Origin of the sequence: Allorhizobium sp. NPDC080224 (genome assembly GCF_050281005.1) — a bacterium.
GTDB lineage: Bacteria > Pseudomonadota > Alphaproteobacteria > Rhizobiales > Rhizobiaceae > Allorhizobium.
Genome location: NZ_JBNNWJ010000001.1, coordinates 947,911 through 974,317, shown reverse-complemented (window position 1 = coordinate 974,317; position 26,407 = coordinate 947,911). Strand labels below are relative to the sequence as shown.

General features: G+C 61.6%; 28 protein-coding genes. 12 read left to right on the top strand and 16 right to left on the bottom strand.

All coding sequences use genetic code 11. The annotated features are described in order from the left end of the window. The first annotated feature begins 131 nt into the window (after window positions 1-131). The 3 genes from ACQKP1_RS04690 to ACQKP1_RS04680 are packed head-to-tail and all read left to right on the top strand — an operon-like array spanning window position 132 to window position 2,945. Complete coding sequence (locus tag ACQKP1_RS04690; RefSeq protein ID WP_427274378.1) at window positions 132-1,124, top strand: L-threonylcarbamoyladenylate synthase; 993 nt, start codon at window positions 132-134, stop codon at window positions 1,122-1,124. Further along, window positions 1,121-2,557, top strand: coding sequence for an FAD-binding oxidoreductase (locus ACQKP1_RS04685; RefSeq protein ID WP_427274377.1), 1,437 nt, complete (start codon window positions 1,121-1,123; stop codon window positions 2,555-2,557). The genes ACQKP1_RS04690 and ACQKP1_RS04685 overlap by 4 nt, the downstream gene beginning before the upstream one ends. Before the next feature lie 4 nt (window positions 2,558-2,561). Continuing rightward, window positions 2,562-2,945, top strand: coding sequence for a winged helix-turn-helix domain-containing protein (locus ACQKP1_RS04680; RefSeq protein ID WP_427274376.1), 384 nt, complete (start codon window positions 2,562-2,564; stop codon window positions 2,943-2,945). Window positions 2,946-2,949: 4 nt separating this feature from the next. Here the strand turns inward: ACQKP1_RS04680 and modC are convergent, their stop codons facing one another. The 4 genes from modC to ACQKP1_RS04660 form a co-directional block, all read right to left on the bottom strand. Next, window positions 2,950-4,035, bottom strand: a complete 1,086-nt coding sequence (gene modC / locus ACQKP1_RS04675; protein WP_427274375.1) for a molybdenum ABC transporter ATP-binding protein — start codon at window positions 4,033-4,035, stop codon at window positions 2,950-2,952. After that, a complete protein-coding gene (gene modB / locus ACQKP1_RS04670; RefSeq protein WP_427274374.1) occupies window positions 4,035-4,727 on the bottom strand; it encodes a molybdate ABC transporter permease subunit in 693 nt (230 codons plus the stop codon). The genes modC and modB overlap by 1 nt, the downstream gene beginning before the upstream one ends. A gap of 39 nt (window positions 4,728-4,766) precedes the next feature. Beyond that, window positions 4,767-5,564, bottom strand: a complete 798-nt coding sequence (modA, locus tag ACQKP1_RS04665; RefSeq protein ID WP_427274373.1) for a molybdate ABC transporter substrate-binding protein — start codon at window positions 5,562-5,564, stop codon at window positions 4,767-4,769. A gap of 95 nt (window positions 5,565-5,659) precedes the next feature. Then, complete coding sequence (locus tag ACQKP1_RS04660) at window positions 5,660-7,843, bottom strand: DUF1217 domain-containing protein (RefSeq protein ID WP_427274372.1); 2,184 nt, start codon at window positions 7,841-7,843, stop codon at window positions 5,660-5,662. A 352-nt stretch (window positions 7,844-8,195) separates the two neighbouring features. Between ACQKP1_RS04660 and ACQKP1_RS04655 the strand changes: the two genes are divergently transcribed. Further along, on the top strand, window positions 8,196-8,762 hold the full coding sequence (locus tag ACQKP1_RS04655) for a DUF6101 family protein (RefSeq protein ID WP_427276400.1): 567 nt from the start codon (window positions 8,196-8,198) through the stop codon (window positions 8,760-8,762). Window positions 8,763-8,894: 132 nt separating this feature from the next. Here ACQKP1_RS04655 and ubiA read toward each other — a convergent pair whose 3' ends face one another. Together ubiA and ACQKP1_RS04645 are read right to left on the bottom strand one after the other, a co-directional pair. Continuing rightward, window positions 8,895-9,848, bottom strand: coding sequence for a 4-hydroxybenzoate octaprenyltransferase (gene ubiA / locus ACQKP1_RS04650; RefSeq protein ID WP_427276399.1), 954 nt, complete (start codon window positions 9,846-9,848; stop codon window positions 8,895-8,897). An 80-nt stretch (window positions 9,849-9,928) separates the two neighbouring features. After that, entirely contained in the window at window positions 9,929-10,726 is a 798-nt protein-coding gene (locus tag ACQKP1_RS04645; RefSeq protein WP_427274371.1) for a MipA/OmpV family protein, read from the bottom strand. Window positions 10,727-11,026: 300 nt separating this feature from the next. Between ACQKP1_RS04645 and ACQKP1_RS04640 the strand changes: the two genes are divergently transcribed. The 3 genes from ACQKP1_RS04640 to ACQKP1_RS04630 all read left to right on the top strand — a co-directional run bounded on the left by ACQKP1_RS04640 (window position 11,027) and on the right by ACQKP1_RS04630 (window position 14,661). Further along, window positions 11,027-11,914 carry a branched-chain amino acid aminotransferase gene (locus ACQKP1_RS04640; protein WP_427274370.1) on the top strand — a complete coding sequence of 296 codons (888 nt, stop codon included), beginning with the start codon at window positions 11,027-11,029 and terminating at the stop codon, window positions 11,912-11,914. A gap of 100 nt (window positions 11,915-12,014) precedes the next feature. After that, on the top strand, window positions 12,015-14,123 hold the full coding sequence (locus ACQKP1_RS04635; protein ID WP_427274369.1) for a S9 family peptidase: 2,109 nt from the start codon (window positions 12,015-12,017) through the stop codon (window positions 14,121-14,123). A 220-nt stretch (window positions 14,124-14,343) separates the two neighbouring features. After that, the gene (locus tag ACQKP1_RS04630; protein WP_427274368.1) at window positions 14,344-14,661 is read left to right on the top strand and encodes a hypothetical protein; all 318 of its coding nucleotides are present in this window, start codon (window positions 14,344-14,346) and stop codon (window positions 14,659-14,661) included. 69 nt (window positions 14,662-14,730) lie between these two features. Here the strand turns inward: ACQKP1_RS04630 and ACQKP1_RS04625 are convergent, their stop codons facing one another. Next, window positions 14,731-15,462 (bottom strand): cation transporter, encoded by a 732-nt coding sequence (locus tag ACQKP1_RS04625; protein WP_427274367.1) that lies wholly within the window; start codon window positions 15,460-15,462, stop codon window positions 14,731-14,733. A gap of 81 nt (window positions 15,463-15,543) precedes the next feature. Here ACQKP1_RS04625 and ACQKP1_RS04620 point away from each other — a divergent pair, with 81 nt between their 5' ends. Further along, window positions 15,544-15,957, top strand: a complete 414-nt coding sequence (locus ACQKP1_RS04620) for a MerR family transcriptional regulator (RefSeq protein WP_427274366.1) — start codon at window positions 15,544-15,546, stop codon at window positions 15,955-15,957. Window positions 15,958-16,001: 44 nt separating this feature from the next. On the opposite strand, the gene ACQKP1_RS04615 is transcribed toward ACQKP1_RS04620, so the two are convergent. Then, window positions 16,002-16,361, bottom strand: a complete 360-nt coding sequence (locus ACQKP1_RS04615) for a transcriptional regulator (RefSeq protein WP_203013329.1) — start codon at window positions 16,359-16,361, stop codon at window positions 16,002-16,004. Next, window positions 16,342-16,641, bottom strand: coding sequence for a toxin-antitoxin system TumE family protein (locus tag ACQKP1_RS04610; protein ID WP_427274365.1), 300 nt, complete (start codon window positions 16,639-16,641; stop codon window positions 16,342-16,344). Before ACQKP1_RS04610 ends, ACQKP1_RS04615 begins: the two co-directional genes overlap by 20 nt. 260 nt (window positions 16,642-16,901) lie before the next feature. Here ACQKP1_RS04610 and ACQKP1_RS04605 point away from each other — a divergent pair, with 260 nt between their 5' ends. Continuing rightward, window positions 16,902-17,393, top strand: a complete 492-nt coding sequence (locus tag ACQKP1_RS04605) for a GNAT family N-acetyltransferase (RefSeq protein WP_148165837.1) — start codon at window positions 16,902-16,904, stop codon at window positions 17,391-17,393. Between the two features lie 30 nt (window positions 17,394-17,423). Next, window positions 17,424-17,993, top strand: a complete 570-nt coding sequence (locus tag ACQKP1_RS04600; protein ID WP_427274364.1) for a DJ-1/PfpI family protein — start codon at window positions 17,424-17,426, stop codon at window positions 17,991-17,993. Window positions 17,994-18,008: 15 nt separating this feature from the next. Here ACQKP1_RS04600 and ACQKP1_RS04595 read toward each other — a convergent pair whose 3' ends face one another. From ACQKP1_RS04595 to ACQKP1_RS04570, 6 genes are all read right to left on the bottom strand, one after another. After that, entirely contained in the window at window positions 18,009-18,233 is a 225-nt protein-coding gene (locus tag ACQKP1_RS04595) for a hypothetical protein (RefSeq protein WP_040300136.1), read from the bottom strand. Window positions 18,234-18,309: 76 nt separating this feature from the next. Beyond that, window positions 18,310-19,227 (bottom strand): c-type cytochrome, encoded by a 918-nt coding sequence (locus ACQKP1_RS04590; RefSeq protein WP_427274363.1) that lies wholly within the window; start codon window positions 19,225-19,227, stop codon window positions 18,310-18,312. Between the two features lie 86 nt (window positions 19,228-19,313). Beyond that, a complete protein-coding gene (locus tag ACQKP1_RS04585; RefSeq protein ID WP_006726671.1) occupies window positions 19,314-19,757 on the bottom strand; it encodes a c-type cytochrome in 444 nt (147 codons plus the stop codon). 147 nt (window positions 19,758-19,904) lie between these two features. After that, window positions 19,905-20,801, bottom strand: coding sequence for a metallophosphoesterase (locus ACQKP1_RS04580; protein WP_427274362.1), 897 nt, complete (start codon window positions 20,799-20,801; stop codon window positions 19,905-19,907). Between the two features lie 65 nt (window positions 20,802-20,866). Beyond that, the gene (locus tag ACQKP1_RS04575; protein WP_427274361.1) at window positions 20,867-21,943 is read right to left on the bottom strand and encodes an AI-2E family transporter; all 1,077 of its coding nucleotides are present in this window, start codon (window positions 21,941-21,943) and stop codon (window positions 20,867-20,869) included. Window positions 21,944-22,079: 136 nt separating this feature from the next. Next, window positions 22,080-22,961: a VOC family protein gene (locus tag ACQKP1_RS04570; RefSeq protein ID WP_427274360.1), complete on the bottom strand. Its 882-nt coding sequence runs from the start codon at window positions 22,959-22,961 to the stop codon at window positions 22,080-22,082. Between the two features lie 214 nt (window positions 22,962-23,175). Here ACQKP1_RS04570 and ACQKP1_RS04565 point away from each other — a divergent pair, with 214 nt between their 5' ends. Continuing rightward, window positions 23,176-23,586, top strand: a complete 411-nt coding sequence (locus ACQKP1_RS04565; protein WP_427274359.1) for a universal stress protein — start codon at window positions 23,176-23,178, stop codon at window positions 23,584-23,586. 28 nt (window positions 23,587-23,614) lie between these two features. Then, window positions 23,615-23,935 (top strand): TraR/DksA family transcriptional regulator, encoded by a 321-nt coding sequence (locus ACQKP1_RS04560; RefSeq protein ID WP_427276398.1) that lies wholly within the window; start codon window positions 23,615-23,617, stop codon window positions 23,933-23,935. A gap of 62 nt (window positions 23,936-23,997) precedes the next feature. Here the strand turns inward: ACQKP1_RS04560 and ACQKP1_RS04555 are convergent, their stop codons facing one another. Further along, window positions 23,998-26,316, bottom strand: coding sequence for a Tex family protein (locus ACQKP1_RS04555; protein ID WP_427274358.1), 2,319 nt, complete (start codon window positions 26,314-26,316; stop codon window positions 23,998-24,000). Window positions 26,317-26,407: the final 91 nt, after the last annotated feature.

Genomic DNA, 26,407 nt, shown 5'->3' with positions numbered 1-26,407 from the left:
ATTCGAACGATTTCGCCTCCCCCTTTAAAAATTAGGGTGGAAACTGCCACTGGCTGCGCTGAAAAAGAGGTTTGCCGCCTCGTTCCGCACGCGATAAGGACGATCGCAGGCAGACTGGAAGGCTCTCGAAAATGGCGCGGATCATCCCGATCGCTCACGACACGGACAAGGCGGAGGCCATTGCGGCGGCGACCGAGGTGCTGCTGCGGCATCTTCCGGTGGCGATCCCCACCGAGACGGTCTACGGGCTTGCAGCCGACGCAACCCATCCGACTGCCATTACGTCCATCTACGAGACCAAGGGGCGCCCGCGCTTCAATCCGCTGATCTGCCACATGGCGGATCGCGCCATGGCGGAACGCTATGCCGTGTTCGACCCGATCTCAAGCAAGTTGGCCGAGGCCTTCTGGCCAGGGCCTCTGACTCTCGTTCTGCCGCTCAAGGAAAATTCCGGCATTCATCCGCTTGCGACCGCCGGGCTCGACACGGTCGGCATACGCGTCCCGGTCGGATTTACGGCAGAGCTCATCCGCAGTCTCGGCCGACCGCTTGCAGCACCGAGCGCCAATTCCTCCGGGCGGATCAGCCCGACGACAGCGCAGCATGTGGACGCCGATCTCGGCCAGAAGATCGAGGTGATCGTCGATGGCGGCCCCTGCCCTGTCGGCGTGGAATCGACGATCGTGAAGGTGGAGGACAGCGAGATCCGGTTGCTCCGACCGGGCGGCATTGCGGTCGAGGCGATTGAGGCCGTCACGGGCAAGTCGGTCATGCGTCCAAAGACGTCTGGAACGGCAGCGATCGAGGCGCCGGGCATGCTCGCTTCACATTATGCGCCCAATGCTGCCGTGCGGCTGAATGCGACAGAGGTGTCCACTCGGGAAGCCTTGATCGCCTTTGGTCCCGGCGACATATCCGGCGCGGCGGCCGCGCATGCGGTTTTCAACCTGAGCCCGACGGCAGACCTTACCGAGGCGGCCAGCAATCTCTTCGACTATCTGAAGCGCGCGGACGCGAGCGGGGCTGCGGGTATTGCCGTCATGCAAATCCCCGACGAGGGTTTGGGCGAGGCGATCAATGACCGGCTGATGCGGGCGGCAGCACCGCGTGGCACGGAGGGATGACAAGCATGAATGTGACCATGAGCCTTGCGGACCGGCTGCGCGCCTTCGTCGATATCGTCGGCGAGGCCAATGCGTTGACCGCGACTGCTGATATCAAACCCTATCTGACGGAGAACCGGGGCCTCTATCACGGCGCCTCGCCGCTGGTGCTGAAGCCGGGCTCGACCCAGGAGGTTTCAGCCATCCTCAAGCTCGCCTCCGAGACGGGCACATCGATCGTGCCGGTCAGCGGCCGCACGGGCCTCGTCGGCGGACAGGTGCCGCGCGAAGACGGTCAGGACGTTCTCCTCTCCCTCGAGCGGATGAACAGGATCCGGGAAGTCGATCCGGTTGCCGACGTGATCGTGGCCGATGGCGGAGCGATCCTCGCCGACGTTCAGAAGGCGGCCGAGGCGCATGACCGGCTGTTTCCTCTGTCGCTCGGCTCGGAAGGCTCCTGCCGGATCGGCGGCAATCTCGCGACCAATGCCGGCGGCACGGCCGTACTTGCCTATGGCAATATGCGCCAGCTATGCCTGGGGCTCGAAGTCGTGCTTCCGACCGGCGAGATCTGGGACGGATTGCGCCGGCTGAAGAAGGACAATAGCGGATACGACCTGCGCGACCTCTTCATCGGTGCGGAGGGCACGCTTGGCGTCATAACCGGCGCAGTGCTGAAGATGCTGCCGCGTCCGCGCGGGCGACAGGTGGCCTATGTCGGGCTCACCTCGCCGGAAGCCGCCCTCAAGCTGTTGGAAAAGGCGTCGCAGCGCTGCGGCTCGGCACTGACAGGCTTCGAGCTGATGCCGAGGATCGGCATCGAATTCACGACGAAGCATATTGCCGGTGTCCGCGACCCGCTCACCTCGGTTCATCCCTGGTATGCGCTTGTCGACATCTCGACATCGGATTCGGCCGAGACGGCTGAAACGATGATGCAGGAGCTGCTGGCCGAGGCCTTCGAGGCAGGTCTCGTGTCGGATGCGGCGATCGCTGCATCTCTCGCCCAACAGGATGCCTTCTGGCATCTGCGCGAAAGCATGTCCGAAGCGCAGAAGCCCGAGGGCGGGTCGATCAAACATGACGTATCCGTGCCCGTCTCGCGCATTCCGGCCTTCCTCGCGGAAGCGGATGCCGCCGTGCATGCGCTGATGCCGGATGCACGGATCTGCGCCTTCGGGCATCTCGGCGATGGCAATATCCATTACAACATCAGCCAGCCTGTGGGTGCCGACAAAGCAGAGTTCATTGGCCGCTGGCGCGAGGTCAATGCCGTCGTGCATGCGGTCGTGCACAAGCATACGGGCTCGATTTCGGCGGAGCATGGCGTGGGTCAGCTGAAGCGCGACGAATTGGCTGCGAGCCGACCGGCGATCGAGACCGAGCTGATGCGGCGCATCAAGCAGGCCTTCGACCCCGCCGGCATCATGAACCCGGGCAAGGTGATCGGCTGAGCCCATGACCGGCTCCCCTCGCCTTTCGCTGCGGATTGATCTTTCCAATGGTGCGCGGCTGGGGCCGGGCAAGGCCCAGTTGCTTTCGCTGATCGAAGAACACGGATCGATCCGCGCTGCAGGAGCCGCCATGGGCATGTCCTATCGGCGGGCCTGGCTGCTAGCCGACGAGATCAACCGGATGTTCAAGGAGCCGTCGATCTTCACCCGGCATGGCGGCAGAAGCGGCGGTGGAGCCGGACTGACACCGTTCGGCGAGACTTTGCTCGGTGCATGCCGGCGCATGGATGCGGAAAGCCGGAAAGCACTCCAGACCGATCTCGCATGGCTTGAGAGCATGCAGTCAGTGGAGTTCGCCGGCGGTCGAAAGGGCGATGACGAAGGCTGAGGCCTCAGCGTGGAGCCTGGCGAAACAGACCTTCCGAAGCGATCGAGACCGTCTTGAACAGCAGATGCACCCGCATTCCATGCGCGAGGGCGAGTTGGCGGCACGAGCGCCGGGTGACCTCGGCGATTAGGGGCTGGCCGTGGCAATCGACGGTCAGTGTCACACTGCCGCCGTCGCGCTCGGCAAGCTCGACGATATGACCCGAGAGCCGGTTGAGTGCCGAAAGCCCCTCGCCTGCCTCGGTCGCGACGACGATATCGGAGACGGGAACGAAAACGCGGACGCGGGTGCCAACCGGTAGCGGGGTTTGCCGCAGAAGGATCGGGCCGGCAGCCGACAGCGCTTCCGTGAGGTCGTCGTCCTCGTAATGCCCCGTGATCTCGGCTTCGATGAAATTGCCGGCCGGAAGGTCGCCCGAAGCCTGAGCCACCGTCGCCAGCGCCTCATCGGGGCGCCCGACGGCATTCGCCCTGCCGGCGTCCAAGGTGACGACGGCCGTCGCCAATCGTGCCACCTCTTCGACGGAGTGGCTGACATAGAGGATCGGTACGCCGAATTCGTCGCGGATGCGCTCGATATAGGGCAGGATCTGCGCCTTCAGGGCATTGTCGAGGGCGGAAAGCGGCTCGTCCATCAGGAGAAGTTTCGGACTTGCCATCAGCGCGCGGCCGAGGGCCACGCGCTGCTTCTCACCACCGGAGAGATGGGAGGGCCGGCGGTCGAGCAGATCGGTGATGCCGAGGAGCGACGCGATGCGGTCGAGGTCTTCTCGGCGTTCGGTGCGCGGAAGCAGGCGTTCTCCGTAGCGCAGGTTCTGCAGAACGGTCTGGTGCGGAAAGAGGCGTCCCTCCTGGAAGACATAACCGATGCGTCGGCGATGTGGCTGCACGAAGGTCGAGGCATCGCTCCAGGTCTCGCCGTTGAAGCTGATGCGACCCTCCTGAGGTCGGATCAGGCCGGCGACGATGTTGATCAGCGTCGTCTTGCCGGAGCCGGAAGCGCCGAACAGCGCCGTCAGGCCCTCGCCCAACACGAGATCGGCCTCGAGCGTGAAATCACCCTGACGATGGCGGATCGACAGCTCCAGCATCAGGCGGCTCCCACGCGGGCGGCGATGCGGCGTGACAGAAACTCGGAAGCGATGAGGGCACCGAGCGACAGCACGATTGAGATCACGGTGAGGCGCATGGCGGCGAGGTCACCGCCGGGCACCTGGGTATAGGTGTAGATTGCCGAGGCGAGTGTCTGGGTCTCACCGGGGATGTTGGAGACGAAGGTGATCGTGGCTCCGAATTCGCCCATCGCCTTGGCGAAGGCGAGGATGACGCCGGCGGCAACTCCAGGCAGGATGAGCGGCAGGGTCACCGTGAAGAAGACGTAAGCTGGTGGTGCGCCGAGCGTGGCGGCGGCGGCCTCCAGGCGGCGATCGACAGCATCGAGTGACAGACGGATGGAGCGGACGAGCAGCGGAAAGCCCATCACGGCCGCAGCGAGTGCTGCCCCGGTCCAGCGGAAGGAGAAGACAAGGCCGAAGCTCTGCTCCAGAAAGGCGCCGACCGTGCCCCGTCTGCCGAAGGTGATGAGAAGAAGGTAGCCGGTGACGACAGGCGGCAGGATCAGCGGCAGATGCACGAGGCCGTTGAGAAGCGACTTGCCCCAGAACTCCTTGCGCGACAGGAGCCAGGCAACGACCAGCCCCAGCGGCAGCGAGAAGGTGACGGCAACCGCCGCGACCTTCAGGCTCAAGAGCATCGCGGTCCATTCTTCGGCCGTCAGGGTCAAATGTGGTATCCCGGATGCTTGGTCATGGCGGTTCTGGCTTCAGTTGGTCTTGGCGAGCACGGTGAAGCCGGCAGCGGTGAAGATGGCATGGGCGTCTGCGCCCTGCAAGTAAGCGAGAAAGTCGGCAGCGCGCGGGTTTTCGCTCTCGGTCGTGAGCGCCGCCGGATAGACAATGGTGGGATGGCTCTCCTCGGGGAAGCGGTCGAGGATCTTCACACTGGGGTCGACCCAGGCATCCGTCTCGTAGACGATGCCGAGTGGTACCTCGCCGCGGGAAACGAGCAGCAGGGCAGCGCGGACATTCTCCGCCTGGGCGACCTTGTCCTTGACGCTCTCCCATACGCCGAGGCTTTCCAGCGCCGCTTTGCCATAGGAGCCGGCGGGCACGGCATCGACATTGGCCATGGCCAGACGCTCACTGCCGAGAAGGGTTGCGAGCGGGAAGCCAGGGGCGATGGTCGTGGTCACGGCCGAGTCCTTCGGCGCGACAAGTACGATCCGGTTGCCGAGAAGGTTGGTCCGGGTATCCGCCTTGATCTGGCCCGCCTTTTCCAGGTGGTCCATCCATTTGAGGTCGGCAGAGATGAAGAGGTCTGCAGGCGCGCCCTGCTCGATCTGCCTCGCCAGGGCCGAACTGCCGGCCAGGGAGAGCCGCACGTCCGTTCCGCCCGCTTGCTTCCAGGCGGCGGCAATCTGTTCGATGCTCTCTTTCAGACTGGCGGCTGCGAAGACAGTAACGGGCTCCTCGGCGCGGGCCGCCGTCAAGGGCAGGCTTGCTGCGGCCACGGCGATCAGCGCGGTGACCGCGACCACTGCCGTTTTCAGAACCCGGACCACGGGGAACTCCATTTCGATATATCTCTCGGGATATATCGATAGTCAAAAACAAACCCGCCGACAAGAGGCCGGCGGGTCGCCTTGAAACCGCGTGATCAGGCCTTCAGCTGCGCCAGACTGAACAGCAGATCGGCCGAGATGGTGCCGCCTCCGCCCGCCAGAATGGTGGCCGCAGAAGAGGCTCCGACATTGTTTTGCGTGTCGTACATGGCCGTGTAACGCTGCAGGAACCGCTCCAGCTTGGTCGGGTCCTGGAGATCGGCGAGCTTGAGGTTTTCGTTGATGATCCGTGCCTGCTGGTCGACATCCATGTTGGAGAATTCGTCCGAGAAGCCGAAGGTCGTCCGGAAGACCGCCATGAGCGCGTCGTCGGCGATGAGGCCATAGGCATCGGTGATGTTGGGCGCGGCGCGCTGGAAGTAGAGCGCCAGGCGCACCGCCTCGTTGCTCTCCCCTTCGGCCTCTTCCAGCGTCTGCCGGAGATATTTGTTGACCGTTTCCATGGTCTCGCCGCGCTGCTGGATCGTGCCCATCGTCTCGCGGGTGAGATTGCCATTGGCATCAAAGTTGAAGGAAGCGACGAGTTCGGCCCAGCGGCTGTCCGGCTGCTGATTGACGAAGCTCTTGCGGTCGGAGAGGTCCGAACCGAAAGCCTGCTTGAGGAAGTCGTCGGTGACGTCCTTGGGATCGAGCCCATAGGCGCCGATGACGACATCGAGGACTTCGCGATCGGCCAGCAGTTCCTTGACTGTGCCGATCGACTGGATGCGCTCCTGGTAGACCTCGGCCTTCTTGGTCGCAGCTTCCCGTGCGGCCGTCTTCTCGTTTGCATCAAGGAAGCGGACCTCATTGATGACGAACTGCTTGGCGATCATTGTCGCCGTCAGCGTGTTGTGCGGCGCAAGCGGCACGCCGGCATTGCCTTCACTATCGAAGTTGAAGAGCTTCGACATTTCGATCAGGCGCGTGTCCTTGGACTTGTTGGCAAAGCTGTTCGGATCGGTGAAATCGCTGGTAAGCGCGCGCTTCAGGTCGCGGGTCGAGAACTCGTTGGCCTCGAAGCCGAAGGTGCGCTGCAGGACGAGACGCATGGTCGTGTCGGCCAGAAGCTTGTCGACGTTTTCGACCTTGGCCAGATTGGTCTTGAAGAGATCGATGAGCGCTTCCTTACGCTCTTCGTCCGCGTCGTCATAGAAGGTTGCAAAGCCGGAATGGGTCGATGCGAGCTGGGTCGAGCCCTGGGCAGTCATGCCTGATTCCACCGTGCCATCGCTGGCGAAGTTGAACTTGCCGGCAATCGCGACCCAGGCGTCACCACCATTCGTGGCGGCATAGCTGTTTGGATCGGAGGTGTCGCTCGTGACAATCTGCTTGAAGGTCGAGGCTGTCATCGAGCCCAGTTCGAAGGCCGTGCGGACATAGTTGAACAGGCGTGTATCGGCGGTCAGCTCATCGACCGAGGTCAAGGTCGAGATCTTCGATTCGTAATAGGCGCGCTCACGCTGACGATAGTAGTCGGTGACATAGATCTGCTCTTCGTTGACATAGAGCGAGACAGTCGCCTCCTTCTGGGCGGCAGTCTGGGCGGTGGCGCCCGACAGCGAACCGTCGGCATTGAAGCTGAAAGCCTGGGCGAGCTTGAGGAATTTCGACGCATTGGCCGCACCATTCGCGACCATCTGATTGACGTAGCTGTCCGGATCGGAGGTGTCGCTGGTGAGCACCTTGGTCAGATGATCCTTGGTGTAATAGGTGCCGTCGATGCCGTAGGCGTCAAGTGCGAAGGTCATCAGGCGGCTGTTGTTGACCAGACCGCTGACGCTGATGATGTTGTCGATCACTGCCTCGTAGTAGAAGGCTTCGGCCTCCAGCGTGTCGCTCTGGGCGGCAAGCGAGGCTTCGTATTTCTCCAGCAGTCTTGCCTGTTGGGAATCCGTCTGCAGATCGGTCTTTTCCGCCGAGAACTGGAAAGAGGCGGCGAAGTTGCGGTAGCGCTCGTCCGTCAGCTGGTTGGCAAAGCTCTTTTCATCCGACAGATCGCTTTCCAGCACCTTCTTCATGAAAGCCTTGGCATAGGTCATCTCTTCGAGACCATGGGCCTTCATCGCATAGGAATAGAGCTGGTAGTCGTCGAGGAAGCCCTCAAGCGTCGTGACCTTGCCGATGTTCTCTTTAAAGTACTCGGTCTGGCGCGCGACGAGCGGATCGGAAGCGGTGCGGTTGATGCTCCCCTTGATGTCACGATTGACGAGATTGTAGCTCAGATAGGTCGAGACCATCAGAATTCCTTAGAGAACACAGCGCGCGCGAATCACAGTATGGCGCAAATTCCTTGCCTCAAGCTTTATGAATTCATGAAGAAGCCTCAGGTTGTTTCTGCGCTCTAATGTCGATGCGCAGCCCAGTCGGGCAGGATCCGTTTCGTGTCGGAACAGATCGATACGGACTTTCACCTTTTCGAAACCGTGACCGGTACGACAAAACTAACCATTTGACCGCGCAAGGTTTTCTTTACCGCGTCTTTTAAGCTGTCTCCAACAGCGGCTGGCTATCTTGCCCCTACAGAGGACGAAAAGTCCCGAACAGACGAGCACATGACGCGCTCTCGGGTAAAACAAGGGTAGCATGAAGATGACGAACACGGTTTTGAAGCCAGCATGGGCCGGCGCCACTCTGCGTCTGGATCCCTCGCGGTTCCCCCAGCAGGTGACTTACGCTTTGCGGGGCGCTCTGGGCGACGTCACAATCACCATAGACGAGCGCGGTGCCGTTCTGCGCAAGGTCCTTCCGGGTAGCGGCCTGCCGCTTTCCTTCGCTCTTCCAACGCGCGCCTTCAAGGGCGTTGCCGCTCGGGCCATCGACCATGGCGACGGCGAAGTCACCGTGACGCTCGAACTGCATCACGAGGACCCGGATCTGTGCATTCCGCTCCTGGTCGCGCATGATCTCTGCGATATCGCCGCTGACTGGCGCGGCTGGGCAGATGCCTTCCGCATCCCGATGCTGATGGTCGAGGCCGACGGCGTTGCCCGCCCGCTCGAAGAGCACCTCGGCGATGTGCGCACCAAGGAGACGCAGCCGCGTCGCCGCCACTCCTATTTCGCCGAGCGTCGTCCGCGCTTCCTGGTGCGCCGCACGACCGGCAAGCTGGGTGTAACCATGAAGATTTCCGGAAAGGAAATCATCGCACGCAACTGATTGCGTCCCAAGACTGAACAGCCAGAGGCCCGGAAGGCAACTTCCGGGCCTCTGGCTTTTGAGGGATATCGGCTTGCCGCGTCTCGAAATGAAACGAGATCGGCGCTTTGATTTGCGTCACCTGAACACAGCTCAGGCGAAGGGAATGGCCGCGACGAGGCCCAAGAAAATAATGAGGCCGACGCGGTTGTTGGACTTGAACAGCGCCAGGCACTGGGCGCCGTCATCGATGTCGAGCACCTTGATCTGCCAGGCGAAGAGTGCGCCGGCCATCAACAGACCGATAACGGCGGGGAAGGCCGCACCGGCAGCGATGAAGGCACAGAGCAGCAGGACGAGCGTCAGGCCGTAGAGGCCTGCCAGCCAGATCTTGGTGTCGCGATCGAAGAGACGCGCCGTCGAGCGCACGCCGACCAGCGCATCATCCTCGCGGTCCTGATGGGCGTAGATCGTGTCGTAGCCGATCGTCCAGGCGACCGCGCCGACATAAACGAGGATCGCCGCCAGCGAGAGATTGCCGTGCAGGCCGGCCCAGCCCATGAGGCCGCCCCAGGAGAAAGCCAGTCCGAGGAAGAATTGCGGCCAGTCGGTGAAGCGTTTGGCGAAGGGATAGATCGCAACAATGGCGAGCGAGAGTATGCCGAGCATGATCGAAAAGCTGTTGAAGCAGAGCAGGACGGCAAGCCCAACCAAGGACTGCACGATCATGAAGATCTTCGCATTGCGGCGCGAGATGCGCCCCGACGGCAGCGGACGCGAGCGGGTCCGGGCAACTAGGTTGTCGATATCGTGGTCGACGAGGTCGTTATAAGTGCAGCCGGCACCGCGCATGGCGACAGAACCGACGAAGAACAGGAAGAGGTGGAAGACGAAAAGCGCAAGGTTCAGGCGCCCCTCGGCCGCAAGCGCATTGGCGGCAAGCGCCGAGGACCAGAAGCAGGGCCACATCAGGAGCTGCCATCCGATCGGCCGATCCCAGCGGGCGAGCTGGGCATGCGGCCAGAGCCATCGCGGCAGAATGCGATAGACGAAGTTGTCGGAGGGCGCGTCGATGACGCGATCGATGTTCGGCTCGGTGGTGCTCATGCCCAACTGATAGAGCATGGGCGGGTTCAAGAAAACCGCCCGCTCCCATCGCTGCTGCAAAATCGGCTGCGGCTTTTTCGTCAGTCGAAGCTGACGCCGAATTTGTAGCTGGCGGAAACGCCGAACATCAGCTGGTTCTTGGAGCCACGCTCCTGCACCAGACTCGAATCGGCAGCCGGGCCGGCGAGCCGCTTGTATTCGGTAAAGGCGCTCATGGCGATCTTGTCGGTGGCATTCCAAGTGATCGCACCGCCTGCGCCATAAGAGGTGACGCCACCGTCCGGATTGTACTGGCCAAGCCCCGAAGCTGCGGATTCGGCAGCGTCCACGCCGTAATAAGCGCTGGTGTAACCGCTGGTGGCGAAGGTCATGCGCGGTCCGGCCGAAACCCTGAGATCGGGCGCGATATCAGTGAAGGCATCGACCGCGACGTCGGCAACCAGCCCATCATGGGCTCGGATGCCTTGGCGGACTTCGGCGCGCGCACGCATCCAGTCGGTGACATAGACATCGGCGAAACCGCCGAGCTCACCGCCCCACTTGACCTCGGAGAGGCCCCGCAGCGCATCATCCGTACCAGCGTCGCGCGAGGGCACGAATTTGCCGACAAGCCCGGCGCGCAGAACGTCGGTGTTGTAGATCGCGAAAGACGGGTTGTCGTTGCGCGAAGAGAAGCGCGGCGCACCGCCACGGCCGACCGAAATGATCGGCTGGAAGAAGAGCTTGCGGTTCTTGGAGCCTTCGAAGGTCGGTGCGGAGATGCCAGCGCCGCCCAGCGTGACATACCAGTTTCCGGAGAAGAGACCGTCAGCAAAGGCCGGCGAAGACGAGACCGCAACCGATGCGGAAAGCAGGGCGAGAAAACGCAGCCTGTTCATGAAGACCCCCAAGAAAACGCAGTACACAAGACCGAAGATGCGATCTCAACTTCGTTCAATATTTCAGGGATGCGTTACAGGATCTTTAACCACGTCGGCGTGCACGGACCGCTTGCCTGTCACGACCATCAGGCGCACTGATCGATCCATCACCCAAGCTTCTGGATTCATGTGGAAATCCTCCTCGACAGGCGGTTTCGACCCGGATCTTTGCCAAATCGTGTCCTGAGGGCGTGTTTCACCTTGACCTTGGGGCCTGAGGCGACTTTGCTGCGGAGCAACGAGAACAGGAGACCCGTCATGGCCGTCGATACATCCGCCCGTACCCCCACCTTCACCTATGTCGACGGAGAATGGTTTACCGGCAATCCACCGCTGATCGGGCCGGTCTCGCATGCGATGTGGCTGGGTTCGACGGTGTTCGATGGTGCGCGCTGGTTCGACGGCATTGCCCCGGATCTCGACCTGCATTGCCAGCGCGTCAATCGCTCGGCCGCCAATATGGGCATGAAGGCGACCATGGAGGCCGCGGAGATCGAGCGCCTCGCCTTGGAAGGCGTCGAGAAGTTCGACGGCAAGACCGCGATCTACATCAAGCCGATGTATTGGGCCGAACACGGCCAGATGGGCTCGGTGGTCGCAGCCGATCCGGAATCGACGCGCTTTGCGCTCTGCCTTTTCGAAGCGCCGATGCACACGGCAAAGCCCTCCTCGCTGACGGTTTCCCCCTTCCGGCGTCCGACGCCGGAATGCGCGATGACCGATGCCAAGACCGGCAGCCTCTACCCGAATTCCGGCCGCATGATCATCGATGCCCGCAATCGAGGCTTCGACAATGCGCTGGTGCGCGACATGAACGGCAATGTGGTCGAGACGGCCTCCTCCAACGTCTTCATGGTGAAAGATGGCGTGGTCTTCACCCCTGCCGCCAATCGCACCTTCCTTGCCGGCATTACCCGCGCCCGCGTCATGGGCCTGCTGCGCCAGGCAGGCTTCGAAGTGCGCGAGGTGACGCTCTCGGTCGAGGACTTCATGAATGCCGACGAAATCTTCCAGACCGGGAATTATTCCAAGGTCGTTCCGGTGACACGTCTCGACGATGCGCAGTTCCAGGAAGGGCCGGTGACGCGCAAGGCCCTGGAACTCTACATGGACTGGGCAAAATCGACGGCCGGCACGGACGGCTGATCGGCGCGCCCCGACCTTCCCCTCTGGGCCGCTTGATCGCGGCCCCTCGCCTCTCTATCTCTCGCTGAACTGACTGTTTCCATTTTCGGAAGGATCTCCCTTGTCCGTCTTCAAGAACCTGCCCTCCCCGCCCGTCGTCGCAAAGAAGCCCGTTTCCGATACCCGTCATGGCATCACACGCACGGACGATTACGCCTGGCTGCGCGCCGACAACTGGCAGGCAATGTTCAAGGATACCTCGATCCTCGATCCGGATATCCGCTCTTATCTGGAGGCCGAAAACGCCTACATGGAAGCGGCGATGGCGGACACCAAAGAGCTGCAGAAGACGCTGTTTGCCGAGATGAAGGGTCGCATCAAGGAAGACGATTCCTCCATCCCGATGAAGGACGGCGCGTTTGCCTATGGCTCGGCCTTTGTTACCGGCGGCGAGCAGCCACGCTATTTCCGCATTCCGCGGGACGGCAATCCGAAGGACGAGACGATCCGCGAGCTGCTGCTCGACGGCGACAAGGAGGCAACGGGTAAGGACTATTTCCGCCTGTCCGGCATCGACCACACGACTGACCACGCCTTCGGCATCTGGGGTTACGACGACAAGGGCTCGGAATACTACACGCTGCGCATCCGCGATCTCTCCACCAAGCAGGATCTCGACGACATCTTGGAAAACACCGCCGGCGGCGGCGTCTGGGCGCCCGACGGCAAGAGCTTCTTCTATACGCTGCAGGACGAGAACCACCGTCCGTCCAAGGTCTTCCACCATATCGTGGGTCAGCCGCAGTCGTCCGACCGGCTCGTCTACGAGGAGAAGGACCCCGGCTTCTTCATGGGCGTCGGCGGTTCGCTGCTCGATGACTTCATCTTCATCGACATTCATGACCACGAGACATCCGAATACCGCCTGCTTTCGACCAAGGACCTGATGGCCGAGCCGGTGCTGGTCGCAGAACGCGAGGAAGGCGTCGAATATTCGATGACGGAAGGCGGAGACGTTTTCTACATCCTGACCAATGCCGATGATGCCAAGGACTTCAAGATCGTCGAGGCGCCGGTGACTGCTCCCGGCAAGGAGAACTGGAAAGAGGTGGTGCCGCATGAGCCGGGCCGTCTGATCCTCAACCACATGGCCTTTGCCCGCCACCTCGTCTGGCTGGAACGTCGCGAGGGTCTGCCGGTCATCATGATCCGCGACCGCAAGTCGGGCGAAGAGCATTCGATCGCCTTTGCGGAAGAAGCCTATTCGCTCGGGCTTCAGGGGGCAGCCGAATACGAGACGGATGTCATCCGCTTTTCCTATTCGTCGATGACGACGCCCTCCCAGCTCTTCGACTACAACATGGCAACGCGCGAGCGCACGCTTCTGAAGACCCAGGAAGTGCCCTCGGGTCACAAGCCGGAGTACTACGTCACCCGCCGGGTGTTCGCCGAAGCGCATGACGGCGAGAAGGTGCCGGTCACCTTGCTCTACCGCCGCGACACCAAGCTCGACGGCTCCGCACCCTGCCTGCTCTATGGCTACGGCGCCTATGGCATCACCATTCCGGCCGGTTTCAACACCAATTGCCTGTCGCTCGCCGATCGCGGCTTCGTCTATGCCATCGCCCATATCCGCGGCGGCAAGGACAAGGGTTTCTCCTGGTATGAAGACGGCAAGATGGAAAAGAAGGTCAATACCTTCAAGGACTTCATCTCGGCTGCCGACCACCTGGTGAAAGAGGGCTTTACCGCCTACGACCGGATCATCGCCGAAGGCGGATCTGCCGGCGGCATGCTGATGGGGGCCGTCGCCAACATGGCGCCGGAGAAGTTCGCCGGCATTATCGCCGCCGTGCCCTTCGTCGACGTGCTCAACACCATGCTCGACGACACCCTGCCGCTCACCCCGCCGGAATGGCCGGAATGGGGCAACCCGATCGAGTCGGAAGAGGAATATCGCTGGATCGCGGCCTATAGCCCTTACGACAATGTCGAGAAGAAGCCTTACCCGCCGATCATCGCATTGTCAGGCCTCACCGACCCGCGCGTGACCTATTGGGAGCCGACCAAGTGGATCGCCAAGCTGCGCGAGACGGCGCCTGAGGCTGGACCGTTCCTGCTGAAGACCAACATGGCCGCAGGCCATGGCGGCAAGTCCGGGCGCTTCCAGCGATTGGAAGAGATCGCCTTTGAATATGCCTATGCGATCAAGGTGGCGGGGAAGGTCTAAAGCGGCAGCGCGGTCGCAGGCTCCAAGCAATAACGGGTGCGTTTTTGGCATTGCTTCGGCAATGCCTTAAACAGCCACGCCTCAAGGTCTTGATTCGCGGCCCGTACTTTCAGTCGCGACATTGCGCAAGGGGCAATTCTTATAGCGACATCGCCAGCGCAAGCTTCGCGCAAGGTTGAAAGGTTAACAAAAGGTTAATTCTTCAACTGAGGTGTCCGCCATGAGGATCGATAGCGGCCTGAGCGGCTACTCCTACCAAAGCCGGTACGTGCCAAATACGACCGGCTCGGAGGATGCTGCCCCCGAAACGTCCAACACCAGCGCGCCCCGCGCGAGCGGCGCCAGCACGTTTTCGAGCACGCTTCTGTCGAACCAGCTGGCTTCGGCGCTGTGGACCGTCGAAGGATCGCGCAAGGCGATCGTCGACATCGGCAATGGCCCGAACCGGGATCGCCAGCCCGCCGATTCCCGGGTGCAGATGGTGGAAGCCGCCTACCGGGAATACGAGATAGCCCCTTCGCCCTATCAGGAATTCTGATGAGACGATGCGGTCAAGAAGGCCGGCCGGCATGATGCCTGGCCGGCCTTCTTGCGTCTGGGCATTCCCTTAGGGGTGTTGATGCGCATGATCTGCGCCGTGCCCATGGTGAGCGTGATCATGACCATGCGCCTCCTCGCAGGACGCCTTCCCCGTCCCACAGCAGGACGATGACAGGGTGATTGTTTCTCCTGCTCGCCACTCCCGGTAGCTCTGACTGAGGATCTGGACAGAAGAATTGAGGAAGAGGCCCGCCATGATACCGGCGACGATCAGGTCGGGCCAGGCAGTCGCGGTGCCCCAGACGCCAAGGGCTGCGATCATGACGATGACATTGCCGATCGCATCGTTGCGCGAGCAGAGCCAGACGGAGCGGACATTGGCGTCTCCATCCTTGTAGGACATCAGGAGAAGCACGCTGGCGACGTTGGCGGCGAGCGCCAGAAAGCCGATGAGACCCATGACCGGCGCCTCAGGCACACCACCCTGGAAGACACGCCAGATGGTGGAGCCGAAGACCCAGAGGCCCATGAGGAAGAGGCTGATACCCTTGGCGGCGGCGGCCATGCTGCGGGTTTTCAGCGAGGCGCCGATGACGGCGAGCGAGATACCGTAGGTTACAGCATCGGCGAAGAAATCCAGCGCATCGGCCTGCAGCGCCTGGGAACGGGCAAGTTGGCCGGCGGTCATCTCGACGGCGAACATTCCGGCATTGATGGCGATCACCAGCCAGAGCCGGCGCTTGTAGGTGTCGGACATGCCGTCGAAAGGGGCATGGTCATGGCCGCAAGCAGCACTCATTTCTGATATCCTTCTGGTCTTGATGAGATCATGCACTAAGCTTAGGATCTCTAGCGACTAGAGGTTCAAGAGGTTTTTTCCATGTTTTCGATCGGGGATCTGTCGCGGCGCGCCGGGGTCAAAGTGCCAACCATCCGTTACTACGAGCAGATGGGGCTGATCTCGGCGCCCGACCGCACGGAAGGCAATCAGAGGCGCTACGAGAAAAGCGACCTGGAGCGACTGACCTTCATCCGCCATGCCCGCGATCTCGGCTTCCCGATCGAGGCGATCCGGGAGTTGCTGACGCTCAGCGGCCACCCGGAAGAGCCCTGCGAACGGGCAGACCACATCGCCCGGGAACAGCTCGACGACGTCAGGGAGAAGATTACGCGGCTGAAGAAGCTGGAGGCGGAACTGGCGCGGATCGTATCGCATGACGGGTGCCATACGGTGGGCGATTGCTATGTGATCAGGGCGCTGTCCGACCACGGCTTGTGCGATCACGAGCATTGAGGAAGCTCTTTCAGCTCCCGTCGCTCACACCGTGATCGGCTCGATCACGCAGCCGACTCGATTTCGAACTCGAAGTGGACCCGATCATAGGGGAAAACGACGCCTTCATCTGACCTGTCGATAACACCGCTGTTCAAGAGGGTCTCAAGATCGGCATGAACGGCCTTGAAGTCGCGACCGACACGTCGAGCGACTTCGCGCTTGGTCAGCGGACCCTGCCCTGTCATGACCTTCATGATCTCAAGCCTTTTGGGTGTCAAAACCCGATGCATTGCTTCCCAAGAGGGGAAACTGAAGCTGCACTCGCTGCGTGGTGCCGACTGCCCCGTAGCAGCCTTCATGGCATCGGCGAGCACTTCCATTGTCTCATCGAGACTTTCGATCTTAACCTTGAGCGTTGTCATCCAACCACCCTTCCACGTCTGCCAGAAAATCCGCAGTCAATTGGTCTATGCCACTAAACGCGTAAGGAGTTTCAATCGCTCCAATATGCCGGTGATCACCCTTCCCAGCCTCATTGTCATAACGCAACACGCATACACCTTCGGAAACCAGGGCGAGGCTGTATTTGAACTCATGAAGGCTACCCCGGACGACAACCGGGACATGCCAAATCAAGACCTCGACGAAAACCCCGTCGCGCGCAAAGCTGCGCATCCTACGGATCAACGTCGCATTCGCCATCCCTCACCTCACGGTCATTGATGGACTCTACTCCATCACCGGCCGTCCGAAAAGATCGCCGTTGACAATCGATTTAAACTGACGCATCACAGCCGCCATGATCGACATTCGCGCAAACATCACCTGCACGTATTTTTGGGCCTACCGGTAACCGGCGGCCTGACAAGATCACATTGTCAACAGGCCGCCGTCAGGCGGCCTTGTTGTTTTCCGGACGACTTTCCCCCTGACGGCACGAAATGAGACCAAGGGAAAGCAACATGACCGAAGATACTGATCTCACCCTCCCCCGCCCGCCGATCGTGGCCATTCGCCATGCCAAGCCGCGCGACCTGCCGGAACTCAACGCCATGATCCTGGCGCTCGCGCAGCATCACGGCGATGCTTCGGCGATGACGCCCGATGTCCTTGAGCGCGATCTGTTCGGACCGATGCCCTGGATCCAAGCGCTGGTCGCCGACAGCGGCGAAGAAGGCCTGATTGGCTACGCGATCCTGGTGCCGCTCTACAAGGCGCAGGAAGGCAAACGCGGCATGGAGCTGCATCATCTCTTCGTCCGCGACGGCCAGCGCGGCAATGGCATCGGCCAGCATCTCGTCGACCGGGCCCGCCAGATCGCCCGCGCTTCCGGCTGCGACTTCCTTTCGGTGTCGGCCGCCACCGGTAATTTCGCCGCGCATCGCTTCTACGAGAACATGGATTTCATTCCGCGGCCGGTGACCGGCATGCGTTACCTGCAGGCCTTGAGCTGAGCCTCACCGACAGACGCAAGGAGGAACCTCATGCCCCGCATCGTGATTGCCCTGCAGAACGACTATGCCGACTGGGAGCCCGCGCTCTTGATGGCGGCCACGCGATATTGGCTGAGCTGCGAAGTCGTGACGGCGAGCCCGGATGGCAAACCCGTCATCTCCATGGGCGGGCTGAAGGTCACACCCGACATCGGCTTTGACGCCATCGATGCCGAGCAGTTCGATGCCATGATCATTCCCGGCGGCTATGCCTGGGAAAAGGGTTTGGCGTTCGACTTTACAGCGCTCGCCACAGCGTTTCGCGACAAGGGCAAGGTTCTCGGCGGGATCTGCGCGGCCGCAAGCGCGCTGGCGGCGACCGGCGTTCTCAATGATGTCGCGCATACCGGCAACTCGCTCGCTTCGCACAAGAAGCATCCCGCCTATCGCGGCGAAGCGCGCTATGTCGACCAGCCGCAAGCGATGCGCGATGGCACAATCGTGACGGCCGCCGGCACTGCGCCGGATACGTTTACCGTCGAGGTGTTGAAAGCGCTTGGTCTTTACGGACCCGAAGCGGAAGCAGAGCTGGCAGCCTTTGCCGCCGAGCACCGCCGCTGAATGAGTCCCTTGAGGTCAATGGCGAACGGGCGGGTTTTCCGACCACTTCTGCAGCGTCGTCTTGATCAGAATGAGAGCCGCCTGCTGCGCGTGATCGCGCTCGCGGGGATCGACGATCGCTGAAAGACGCTTTTCGAAGGCGCGAACCGTCTCGTCCACCCAGCGATGCAAGGCCGGATCGGGATAGTTGTCGAGCAGGGATCGGAGCGCATACTCCATCCGCCGTCGTTCGATGCTCATATCCCCTCCGCAGTCAGTTCGACGACGGAAAGATGACAGGCAAGGCTTGCGCGATGCTGAACAGGCCTGACGCCCGTTATTGCACCGCCGGAATGGCCTTCAGGTAGGCGGCAATGGCCTCACGATCGGCAGCAGTCAGTTCTGCCATGTTCTTCTGCACTTCGACCATGGAGCCGCCGACGCTGTCGTAGTCGGGTGTGAAGCCGGTCTCCAGATAGTTGACGATGTCGCCCTCGCTCCAGGAGCCCATGCTTCTGGAACCCGGGGTAATATTGGGAATCGATCCCTCGCCTTCAGGGTTCGGACCGCCCGCGAGCCACTGGCCTGCCAGGAAACCGCCAAGCGCGTTGCGTGGTGTGTGGCATTCGCCGCAATGGCCGGGACCTTCGACGAGATATTGCCCGCGCTTCACCATGTCGGAGGCGTCAGCCAGTTCGACCCGAGGCGCATCGCTATAGTAGAGGAACTTCCAGCCGCCCAGCACGATACGCTGGTTGAAGGGGAAGCCCAGCTCATGCGCAGGTGCTACGGCATCACTCGCCGGCAGCGTCTTCATGAAACCGTAGAGGTCGTTGATATCCTTGGGCGTCATGCGCGCATAGGAGCCATAGGGGAAGGACGGGTAGAGGTGTTCGCCGTCGCGACCGACCCCACGGGTCATGGCATCGCCGAATTCTGCGAGTGTCCAGGCGCCGATCCCGGCTTCCGGGTCGCTGGAGATGTTTGGCGCATGGAAGGTGCCGAAATCACTCTTGAGCGGCGCGCCGCCTGACAGCACCAGCCGGGCATCCCCCGTGGCGCCTGCCGGTGCATGGCAACTGGCGCAGCCGCCGGCAAAGAAGACCTCACGACCATGGGCAAGATCCGGTTCGCCGAGATTGGCCCAGACCGCAGGGTCCTGGCGCTGAGGCGCGGTGATGAAAAGGAACGCGCCGAAGCCGGCTGCACCGAGCACGGCCAGCGTGCCGAGCCCCTTGATCCAAGTCGACGCCATCTAGGCCTCCAATGTCTGATAGTGCCCTGCGGGCAACTGTTCGGCGGGCGATCCGGCAATCCGGAAGGACGCCCGCCGGGAAGGCCTTATTTCTTCAGACGGTAGGTCTGGTGGCAATCGCCGCAGGTGGCGCCGACGGCCTGCATGGCGGCGGCAACGCCCGCCTGATCGGCCGGCAGGGTAGCAAGTTGCGCTTCTGCAGCGGAAGCGAGCTTTGCGGACTTGGCCTTGAAGTCGTCCATGTTCTGCCAGATCGCGGGGGCGGCTTCTGAATCCATGCCGGTTTCGCTGCCTGCCGGGAAGTGATCGGGGAAGGTCTTGCCAACTTCGGCAAGCGTGGTCAGCGCAGCCGTCACCGCTTCCGCGTCGTAGGGCTTCTCGCCCTTGGCGATTGCGCCGAGTGCGCCCATGGCGCCGCCGACCTTCTTCATCTCTTCCTGACGGACGACCTGCGGTTCGCCCGCAGCGATCGCTGCGGACACGCCAAGACAGATCGCCGCCGCGGCGGACAGAACGACTTTCAACTTCATCAGCTTTTCTCCAAAGGGTTCGGCCGGACATGCCGGCGATCGTTAGCGAGCGAGACATGTTTGCAGCCTCGCAACAGACGATTGAAGTCACAAAGGAGTGATAAGCATCGCGCCCGGCAAGTTTCAGATATTTATGACGAAATGACGTCAGCCGCCTGTCAGCATTTTGTCAGAAAGGGGAGCTGCATGGCTCCTTTTTGGACGAAGTTCAAGGCTGCGGTCAGGCTCGCGACCATGTCCCGCGATCTCGATCCGGTCGTCGAAGACGGAAAGGATCGCGAAGGCGTTCTGATGCTCCGTATCGACCATGCCGCGGAAGTTGACGAAGTGAACGCCGTTCTTCTCGCCATAATTGCCGGTGTGCTGATGGCCGCAGAGATAGGCCAGGGCCGCGGGGGAATCGGCGATGAGAGCGGAGAGAGCCTCGGCACTCCACAGCGCATGATCGGATGGCGGATAGATGGGGTAGTGTCCGAGAAGAATGACGTCTTCGCCGCTTTCCTCCGCGGCCGCCAGCTGATCGGCAATCCAGGTCATCTGGCGATCGGAGATGCCGGCATTCCACCTGTTTGCATTTGTTGCGCCCTTTGCCCGCATTGCTGCAAGACGCTGCTCGGCTTCTATCCGCCGAGGGTCGCCCTCCGGCGGCGCGAAAAGCGAGATCTCATTGCCATCGGTGACAAGTAGGCGAAGACCCTTGATCTGCACCGCATGGTAGGGAGCCGGCATGCCGAGCCTCGCGTAAACCTCTGGTAGATGCACCGGGTCGACCATGAAGTCGTGATTGCCCGGCAACAGGATGCGCGGCGCCTGCAGCGTCTCGAGGAGATCGAGAACAGGTGGAAAATTGTCCCAGCCGCGATCGATCAGGTCACCCAGCACCACCACGGCATCGAGGTTCTGGGCGTTGAAATGCTCCACGGCTTCCCCGAGCTTGTCGAGCGAGCGGCGGAAGTAGCGCCCTCGCTCGTGATCCGGATCGAGATCGGCATATTGGGGATCGGCAATGATGCCGAGCCGCAGGCGAGCGAGATTGTCAGTCATGGATGCACCGTTTGTCATTTTCGGCGGTGCATAGGCTTTGGCCATGACGGCTGAATGACAGTCGCTCAGTCAGGAAGGTTCGGCTGGATCCGGGTCGGCGGCACGATGCCACCATAAATCGTGATGCAGATCAGCGTCAGCGGGACCGCCAGCATGGCCCCCACCGCTCCCCATAGCCAGGTCCAGAAGACGATGGCGACGAACAGCATGAAAGCGTTCATTTGCAGGCGTTTGCCCATCACGGCGGGGATCAGCAGATTTTCCAGCAGGCCGTTGAGCATGAAAAAGACGATCGCCGGCAGCAGGCCCAGCAATATGCCTTCATGTGCCAGCAAACCGCCAAAGGCCATGGCAAGGGTTACGGTGGCGATGCCGATAAACGGAATGAAGCTCAGGAGGAAGGTCGCCACGCCCCACAGCGCTGGGGTTCCCAGACCACCGAACCAGGCCACCATGGCGGCAACAACTCCGAAGAGGCCATAAACGACGACGGCCGTGGCAAAATAGTAGCCCAGCGCTTCCTCGACCTCGTTGAACAGACGGATGGCCTTCAGCCGACGGGCACGGTCTGAAAAGGTGCGGATCAGTTCCCGACGCAGCGCCAGCCGGCAGGAGAGGAAAAGCAAGAGGCCGGCAATGAAGATGAACACCTGGATCAAGGCTGGCGTTACGCCGGCTGCAATAGTCGACAGAATGGAGCCCGAATTCTCCAGCATCGCTTCCATGGAATCCGGCCCCCGAGACAGGATCGCCATCGGGCGTTCCAACCATGGAATGCTCTGCAGGTATTCGATGACCCGGTTGACCATGTCGGGGCCGTTCTCGATCAACATATTGATCGGTGTCCAGACGATGCTGGTCAGAACGATGAGCAGCACGAGGAAGAGCCCGGAGAGAATGATCGCCGTCACAGTTGGCGGAACGCCGAGATTGCCTAGGCGGTCGGCCGCGATTCCGAGGATGAGGCCGACCACGATCGCCATGGTGAGCGGGATGAGGACGAAGGAGGCCAAATGCAGCGCAACGAGCGCAAAGATCAGAAAAAGACCGATCACCGACCAGGACACGACATAGTCGAGCCCGGTCTTCTTGAAGCGGACCTTGCGAGAAGGGCTTTTGCGATGGTTGACCTGGACGTTCACCGGACGCTCCCGGACAGGTCATTCTCTCGGCGGATAGATGGCGACATGATATTGTTCCCTCGCGACGTCTCTCAACGTGCGGGAACAATATCCGTTCCACCGGAAAGAACGAGGTCAGAGTTTCGGATCCGTGGGATCAACCCTGAGGTGGAACAAGAGTGAGGCCGATGCCCCAGGGATCTGCGAGACTGAAGCCGCGCGCGGTCCGATCGACCTTGATTTCCAGGCTCTCCAGGTTGGCGAGCACGCCGGTCAGGACAGAGTGATCGTTGAAGGCGAGCTCGTAGTCCTGGAGCCCGGTCATAGCCCCTGTGCGGGACGGCGCCTTTCGGCTGTTCCAGATGTTAGCGGCCACGTGATGATGATAGTTGCCGGAGGCATAGAAGCTTGCGCCCGGATAGCTCGCCATCTTTTTCAGTCCAAGCACGCCTTCATAGAATCGGTCCGCCTCCGGCACATCGCCGACCTGCAGATGAATATGCCCAAGCGCTGCGTCCGGAGAGATCCCCGCCCACGGCGTCTTCGGAGCACTGTCGTAGAGAGATTGGAGGTCCAGTCGGCGCGTATCCATCTCGACCGTGCCATCAGTATGGTAGGTCCACTCCTCGGGCTTACGGTCCCGATAGACTTCGATGCCGTTGCCTTCGGGGTCAGAGAGGTAGATCGCCTCGCTCACCAGATGGTCGCTGGCACCATCGAACTGCAGCCCGAGATGAGCGGCATGAGCCAACCAGTGGGCAAGCTCGGCGCGATCGGGCATCAGAAAGGCGTTATGAAAGAGACCGGCTGCATTGCGGGGTGCAGCGGCGGCATCGCCGCGCGTCGTCAGAGCCAAAAGGACACGGTCACCGGCGCCAAGTTCGACACCACTCGGTCCATGCGCCAAGCGCTTCAGTCCGAGCGCCTTCTCATAAAAGCTGGCGATCATATCCAGATCACGCACGACAAGATGGGCGCGCCCGACATAGACGGGGCGGCTCAGGGCGAAGGATGCGGTTTCTGCATGGGCGGATGTCATAACGTTTCTCCTGCGGCCGACAGCGACCTCTGAAACCAAATATGGCGCAAAGCCACCGTTCACAAAAGACAACACCTTTTTCGAAACATCGTTCGACAATCTTTGACGATGGGACGCGCCTCAAAGTTGATCCTGATCAATGCAGCCAAGCACTACCGGACGCATTCTGCCGCCATAAAGAGGAAACACCCGGCGGGTGACAAAGGAGAACAAAATGTACAAGAAGATCATCGTTCCGGTTGATCCGGCAGCCATTGCGGTCGGCGAGAAGATCTTGGCCAGGGCCAAGTCCTTGCTCGATGCGGGCGGCGAGATCGTGCTCCTGACGATCATCGAGGACATCCCCGGCTATCTCGCGATCGACGTGCCGGTTGACCTGATCGAAGGTGCGATCACCGACGCCAAGGCCAAGCTCGTTGCGATCAAGGAAAAGGCCGAGGTGAAGGCGCATATCGAGATCCGCTCCGGTGCTCCGGCCCGTGAAATCCTGGCGACCGCCGAGGAGCACAAGGCAGACCTGATCATCGTCGGTTCGCATGTGCCCGATTTCTCGAACTACTTCATCGGCGCCACCGCTGACCGGGTGGTGCGCCATTCGAAGATCTCCGTGCTGGTCGATCGGTGAGGTCATGATGGAGAACCCCGTGCAAACCATGGACACCGCGCATTTCGAACGCATCCTGCTTGCCCGCAAGGACGAGATCGAGCGGCGCCTGAAAAAGATCGACGCCGATCTTGGTACCCTGAAGAGTGCCGACAGCAGCGAACGGGCGACCGAGTCGGAGAACGACGAAGTGCTGGAGGAATTCGGCCAGGTCGGCGAGGAGGAGCTGAGGGCGATCGACGCCGCTCTGGACCGAATTGCCAAGGGACGGTATGGTCAATGCATGAAATGCGGTGAGCCGATTTCGATCGAGCGGCTGAAAGTCGTACCGCACACGCCATTCTGCCAGGACTGCGCAGCCTCTCATTGAGAGGTACTTTTCGAGGGGCGATGGGCAGGCCGGAGTGATGAGCTCCGGCCTGTTTCTTTTTGTTATTTCTTGCGCATGGCCTCGGCCAAGGCGGCGCCCAAGCCGCCCATCGAGGACTGCTCGGGCTTCGGCGGACGTGCATTGGCGTTCTTCATGGCATTGGCATTGCCGCGAGCATCGCCGCGCATCGAGGGCTGTTGCGCCTCGCCGCCGTCCTTGCGCATGGTGAGCGCGATGCGCTTGCGCTTCACATCGACCTCGACGACGCGGACCTTCACGACATCGCCGGCCTTCACAACCTCATGCGGATCCTTGACGAAACGATCGGCGAGCTGCGAGACGTGGACCAGGCCATCCTGATGCACGCCGATATCGACGAAGGCGCCGAAGGCAGCGACATTGGTGACCGTGCCTTCCAGCGTCATGCCGATCTTCAGATCAGTGATTTCGTCGATCCCTTCGGCAAAGGTTGCGGTCTTGAAGCTTGGGCGCGGGTCACGGCCGGGCTTTTCCAGTTCGGCGAGGATGTCCTTGACGGTCGGCAGACCGAACTGCTCGTCGATGAAGCGCTTCGGGTCCAAGCTCTTCAAGGTCGCGCTATCGCCCATCAGCGAGCGCAGATCACGGCCGCAGGCAGCGACGATCTTCTTCGCCACGCCATAGGCTTCCGGGTGGACCGAGGAGGCGTCGAGCGGCTCCTTGCCATTGGGGATGCGCAGGAAGCCGGCGCATTGCTCGAACGTGCGGGCGCCGAGGCGCGGCACTTTCAGGAGATCCTTTCGACTGGCGAAAGGTCCGGTTTCATCGCGATGGGCGACAATGGCTTCCGCCGTCGTCTTGCCGAGACCCGACACGCGGGCGAGCAGCGGGGCGGACGCCGTATTCACGTCGACGCCAACGGCATTCACCGCATCTTCGACGACGGCATCGAGCGAGCGGCCGAGGCGGCCCTGGTCGACGTCGTGCTGGTACTGGCCGACGCCGATCGACTTCGGCTCGATCTTGACGAGTTCGGCGAGCGGGTCCTGCAGGCGCCGGGCAATCGAGACGGCGCCACGCAGAGAGACGTCGAGATTGGGGAATTCCTTGGCCGCCGTTTCCGAGGCTGAATAGACGGAGGCGCCGGCTTCCGAGACGATGACCTTGGTGGGCTTCGGCGCGGTGGACGGGAATTGGGCGAGCATGTCGGCCACCAGCTTTTCCGTCTCGCGGCTGCCCGTGCCGTTACCGATCGAGATCAGCTCGACCTTGTGCTTGCGGATCAGCGAGGCGAGTTCGGCCTGGGTGCCGCGAATGTCGTTCTTCGGCGGGAAGGGATAGACGGTCGTCGTTTCCACCACCTTGCCGGTGCCATCGACGACGGCGACCTTGACGCCGGTGCGGATGCCCGGGTCGAGCCCCATGGTCGGACGGGAGCCTGCGGGCGCTGCGAGCAGCAGATCTTTCAGATTACGCGCAAAGACGTGGATGGCTTCTTCCTCGGCCCGCTCACGCAATTCACGCATCAGATCGAGCGAAAGGGAAACAGAGAGCTTGACGCGCCAGGTCCAGCCAGCAACGTCCATCAGCCACTGGTCGGCAGGGCCTTTGCCGGCGACCTGATAGGCAGCCGCGATCATGCGCTGGCTGGTTTTGACAGGGGACGTGTCGTCGCGGTCGACTTCGATCGACAGTGACAGAAATTCCTCGTTCCAGCCGCGCAGCATCGCAAGCGCACGGTGGCCGGGGACCGTTGCCCAGCGTTCGGAATGGTCGAAATAGTCGGCGAACTTGGCGCCGGCCTCGGCCTTGCCGTCGACGAGCTTGGAATAGAGGATCGCGCGATCCTTCATGTCATTGCGCAGACGGCCAATCAGATCGGCATTTTCCGAGATCTGCTCGGCGATGATGTCGCGAGCACCTTCGAGCGCTGCCTTCACGTCGAGGACTTCCGCGGTGATATAGGCTTCCGCCAGCTTCTGCGGATCGCTCGTGCGGTCGGCCATGATCGCGTCGGCAAGCGGCTGCAGACCCTTTTCGCGGGCGATCTCGGCGCGGGTGCGGCGCTTGGGCTTATAGGGCAGATAGAGGTCTTCGAGTTCGGCCTTCGTCGTGACCTGGGCGATCTTTCGGGCGAGCTCATCGGTCATCTTGCCCTGGCCATTGATGCTCTCGAAGATCGATTTGCGGCGGGCGGCAAGCTCGCGCAGATAGATCAGCCGTTCGGCGAGATTGCGCAGCTGGGTATCATCGAGACCGCCGGTCACCTCCTTGCGGTAACGGGCGATGAAGGGGACCGTGGCTCCCTCGTCCAGCAGGCCGACAGCCGCCGTGACCTGGTCGGGACGGGCGTTGATTTCGGTAGCGATGAGGGCGGCAATGCTCTTGATGTCGTCGGCCATGGGTCTTCCGTCTTGTCGTTTGGCTCGGGACCATAGCGAGCGAATGCGGCAAGGCAACGGGCCTGCGGCCCACTTCACAGGAAAGCAGGGC

Excerpts from the sequence above, each read along its gene's own strand:
- ACQKP1_RS04690 (WP_427274378.1), top strand. The coding sequence starts at position 132 with ATGGCGCGGATCATCCCGATCGCTCACGACACGGACAAGGCGGAGGCC.
- ACQKP1_RS04685 (WP_427274377.1), top strand. The coding sequence starts at position 1,121 with ATGACAAGCATGAATGTGACCATGAGCCTTGCGGACCGGCTGCGCGCC.
- ACQKP1_RS04680 (WP_427274376.1), top strand. The coding sequence starts at position 2,562 with ATGACCGGCTCCCCTCGCCTTTCGCTGCGGATTGATCTTTCCAATGGT.
- modC (WP_427274375.1), bottom strand. The coding sequence starts at position 4,035 with ATGCTGGAGCTGTCGATCCGCCATCGTCAGGGTGATTTCACGCTCGAG.
- ACQKP1_RS04660 (WP_427274372.1), bottom strand. The coding sequence starts at position 7,843 with ATGGTCTCGACCTATCTGAGCTACAATCTCGTCAATCGTGACATCAAG.
- ACQKP1_RS04655 (WP_427276400.1), top strand. The coding sequence starts at position 8,196 with ATGACGAACACGGTTTTGAAGCCAGCATGGGCCGGCGCCACTCTGCGT.
- ubiA (WP_427276399.1), bottom strand. The coding sequence starts at position 9,848 with ATGAGCACCACCGAGCCGAACATCGATCGCGTCATCGACGCGCCCTCC.
- ACQKP1_RS04645 (WP_427274371.1), bottom strand. The coding sequence starts at position 10,726 with ATGAACAGGCTGCGTTTTCTCGCCCTGCTTTCCGCATCGGTTGCGGTC.
- ACQKP1_RS04640 (WP_427274370.1), top strand. The coding sequence starts at position 11,027 with ATGGCCGTCGATACATCCGCCCGTACCCCCACCTTCACCTATGTCGAC.
- ACQKP1_RS04630 (WP_427274368.1), top strand. The coding sequence starts at position 14,344 with ATGAGGATCGATAGCGGCCTGAGCGGCTACTCCTACCAAAGCCGGTAC.
- ACQKP1_RS04625 (WP_427274367.1), bottom strand. The coding sequence starts at position 15,462 with ATGAGTGCTGCTTGCGGCCATGACCATGCCCCTTTCGACGGCATGTCC.
- ACQKP1_RS04620 (WP_427274366.1), top strand. The coding sequence starts at position 15,544 with ATGTTTTCGATCGGGGATCTGTCGCGGCGCGCCGGGGTCAAAGTGCCA.
- ACQKP1_RS04615 (WP_203013329.1), bottom strand. The coding sequence starts at position 16,361 with ATGACAACGCTCAAGGTTAAGATCGAAAGTCTCGATGAGACAATGGAA.
- ACQKP1_RS04610 (WP_427274365.1), bottom strand. The coding sequence starts at position 16,641 with ATGGCGAATGCGACGTTGATCCGTAGGATGCGCAGCTTTGCGCGCGAC.
- ACQKP1_RS04605 (WP_148165837.1), top strand. The coding sequence starts at position 16,902 with ATGACCGAAGATACTGATCTCACCCTCCCCCGCCCGCCGATCGTGGCC.
- ACQKP1_RS04600 (WP_427274364.1), top strand. The coding sequence starts at position 17,424 with ATGCCCCGCATCGTGATTGCCCTGCAGAACGACTATGCCGACTGGGAG.
- ACQKP1_RS04595 (WP_040300136.1), bottom strand. The coding sequence starts at position 18,233 with ATGAGCATCGAACGACGGCGGATGGAGTATGCGCTCCGATCCCTGCTC.
- ACQKP1_RS04590 (WP_427274363.1), bottom strand. The coding sequence starts at position 19,227 with ATGGCGTCGACTTGGATCAAGGGGCTCGGCACGCTGGCCGTGCTCGGT.
- ACQKP1_RS04585 (WP_006726671.1), bottom strand. The coding sequence starts at position 19,757 with ATGAAGTTGAAAGTCGTTCTGTCCGCCGCGGCGGCGATCTGTCTTGGC.
- ACQKP1_RS04580 (WP_427274362.1), bottom strand. The coding sequence starts at position 20,801 with ATGACTGACAATCTCGCTCGCCTGCGGCTCGGCATCATTGCCGATCCC.
- ACQKP1_RS04570 (WP_427274360.1), bottom strand. The coding sequence starts at position 22,961 with ATGACATCCGCCCATGCAGAAACCGCATCCTTCGCCCTGAGCCGCCCC.
- ACQKP1_RS04565 (WP_427274359.1), top strand. The coding sequence starts at position 23,176 with ATGTACAAGAAGATCATCGTTCCGGTTGATCCGGCAGCCATTGCGGTC.
- ACQKP1_RS04560 (WP_427276398.1), top strand. The coding sequence starts at position 23,615 with ATGGACACCGCGCATTTCGAACGCATCCTGCTTGCCCGCAAGGACGAG.
- ACQKP1_RS04555 (WP_427274358.1), bottom strand. The coding sequence starts at position 26,316 with ATGGCCGACGACATCAAGAGCATTGCCGCCCTCATCGCTACCGAAATC.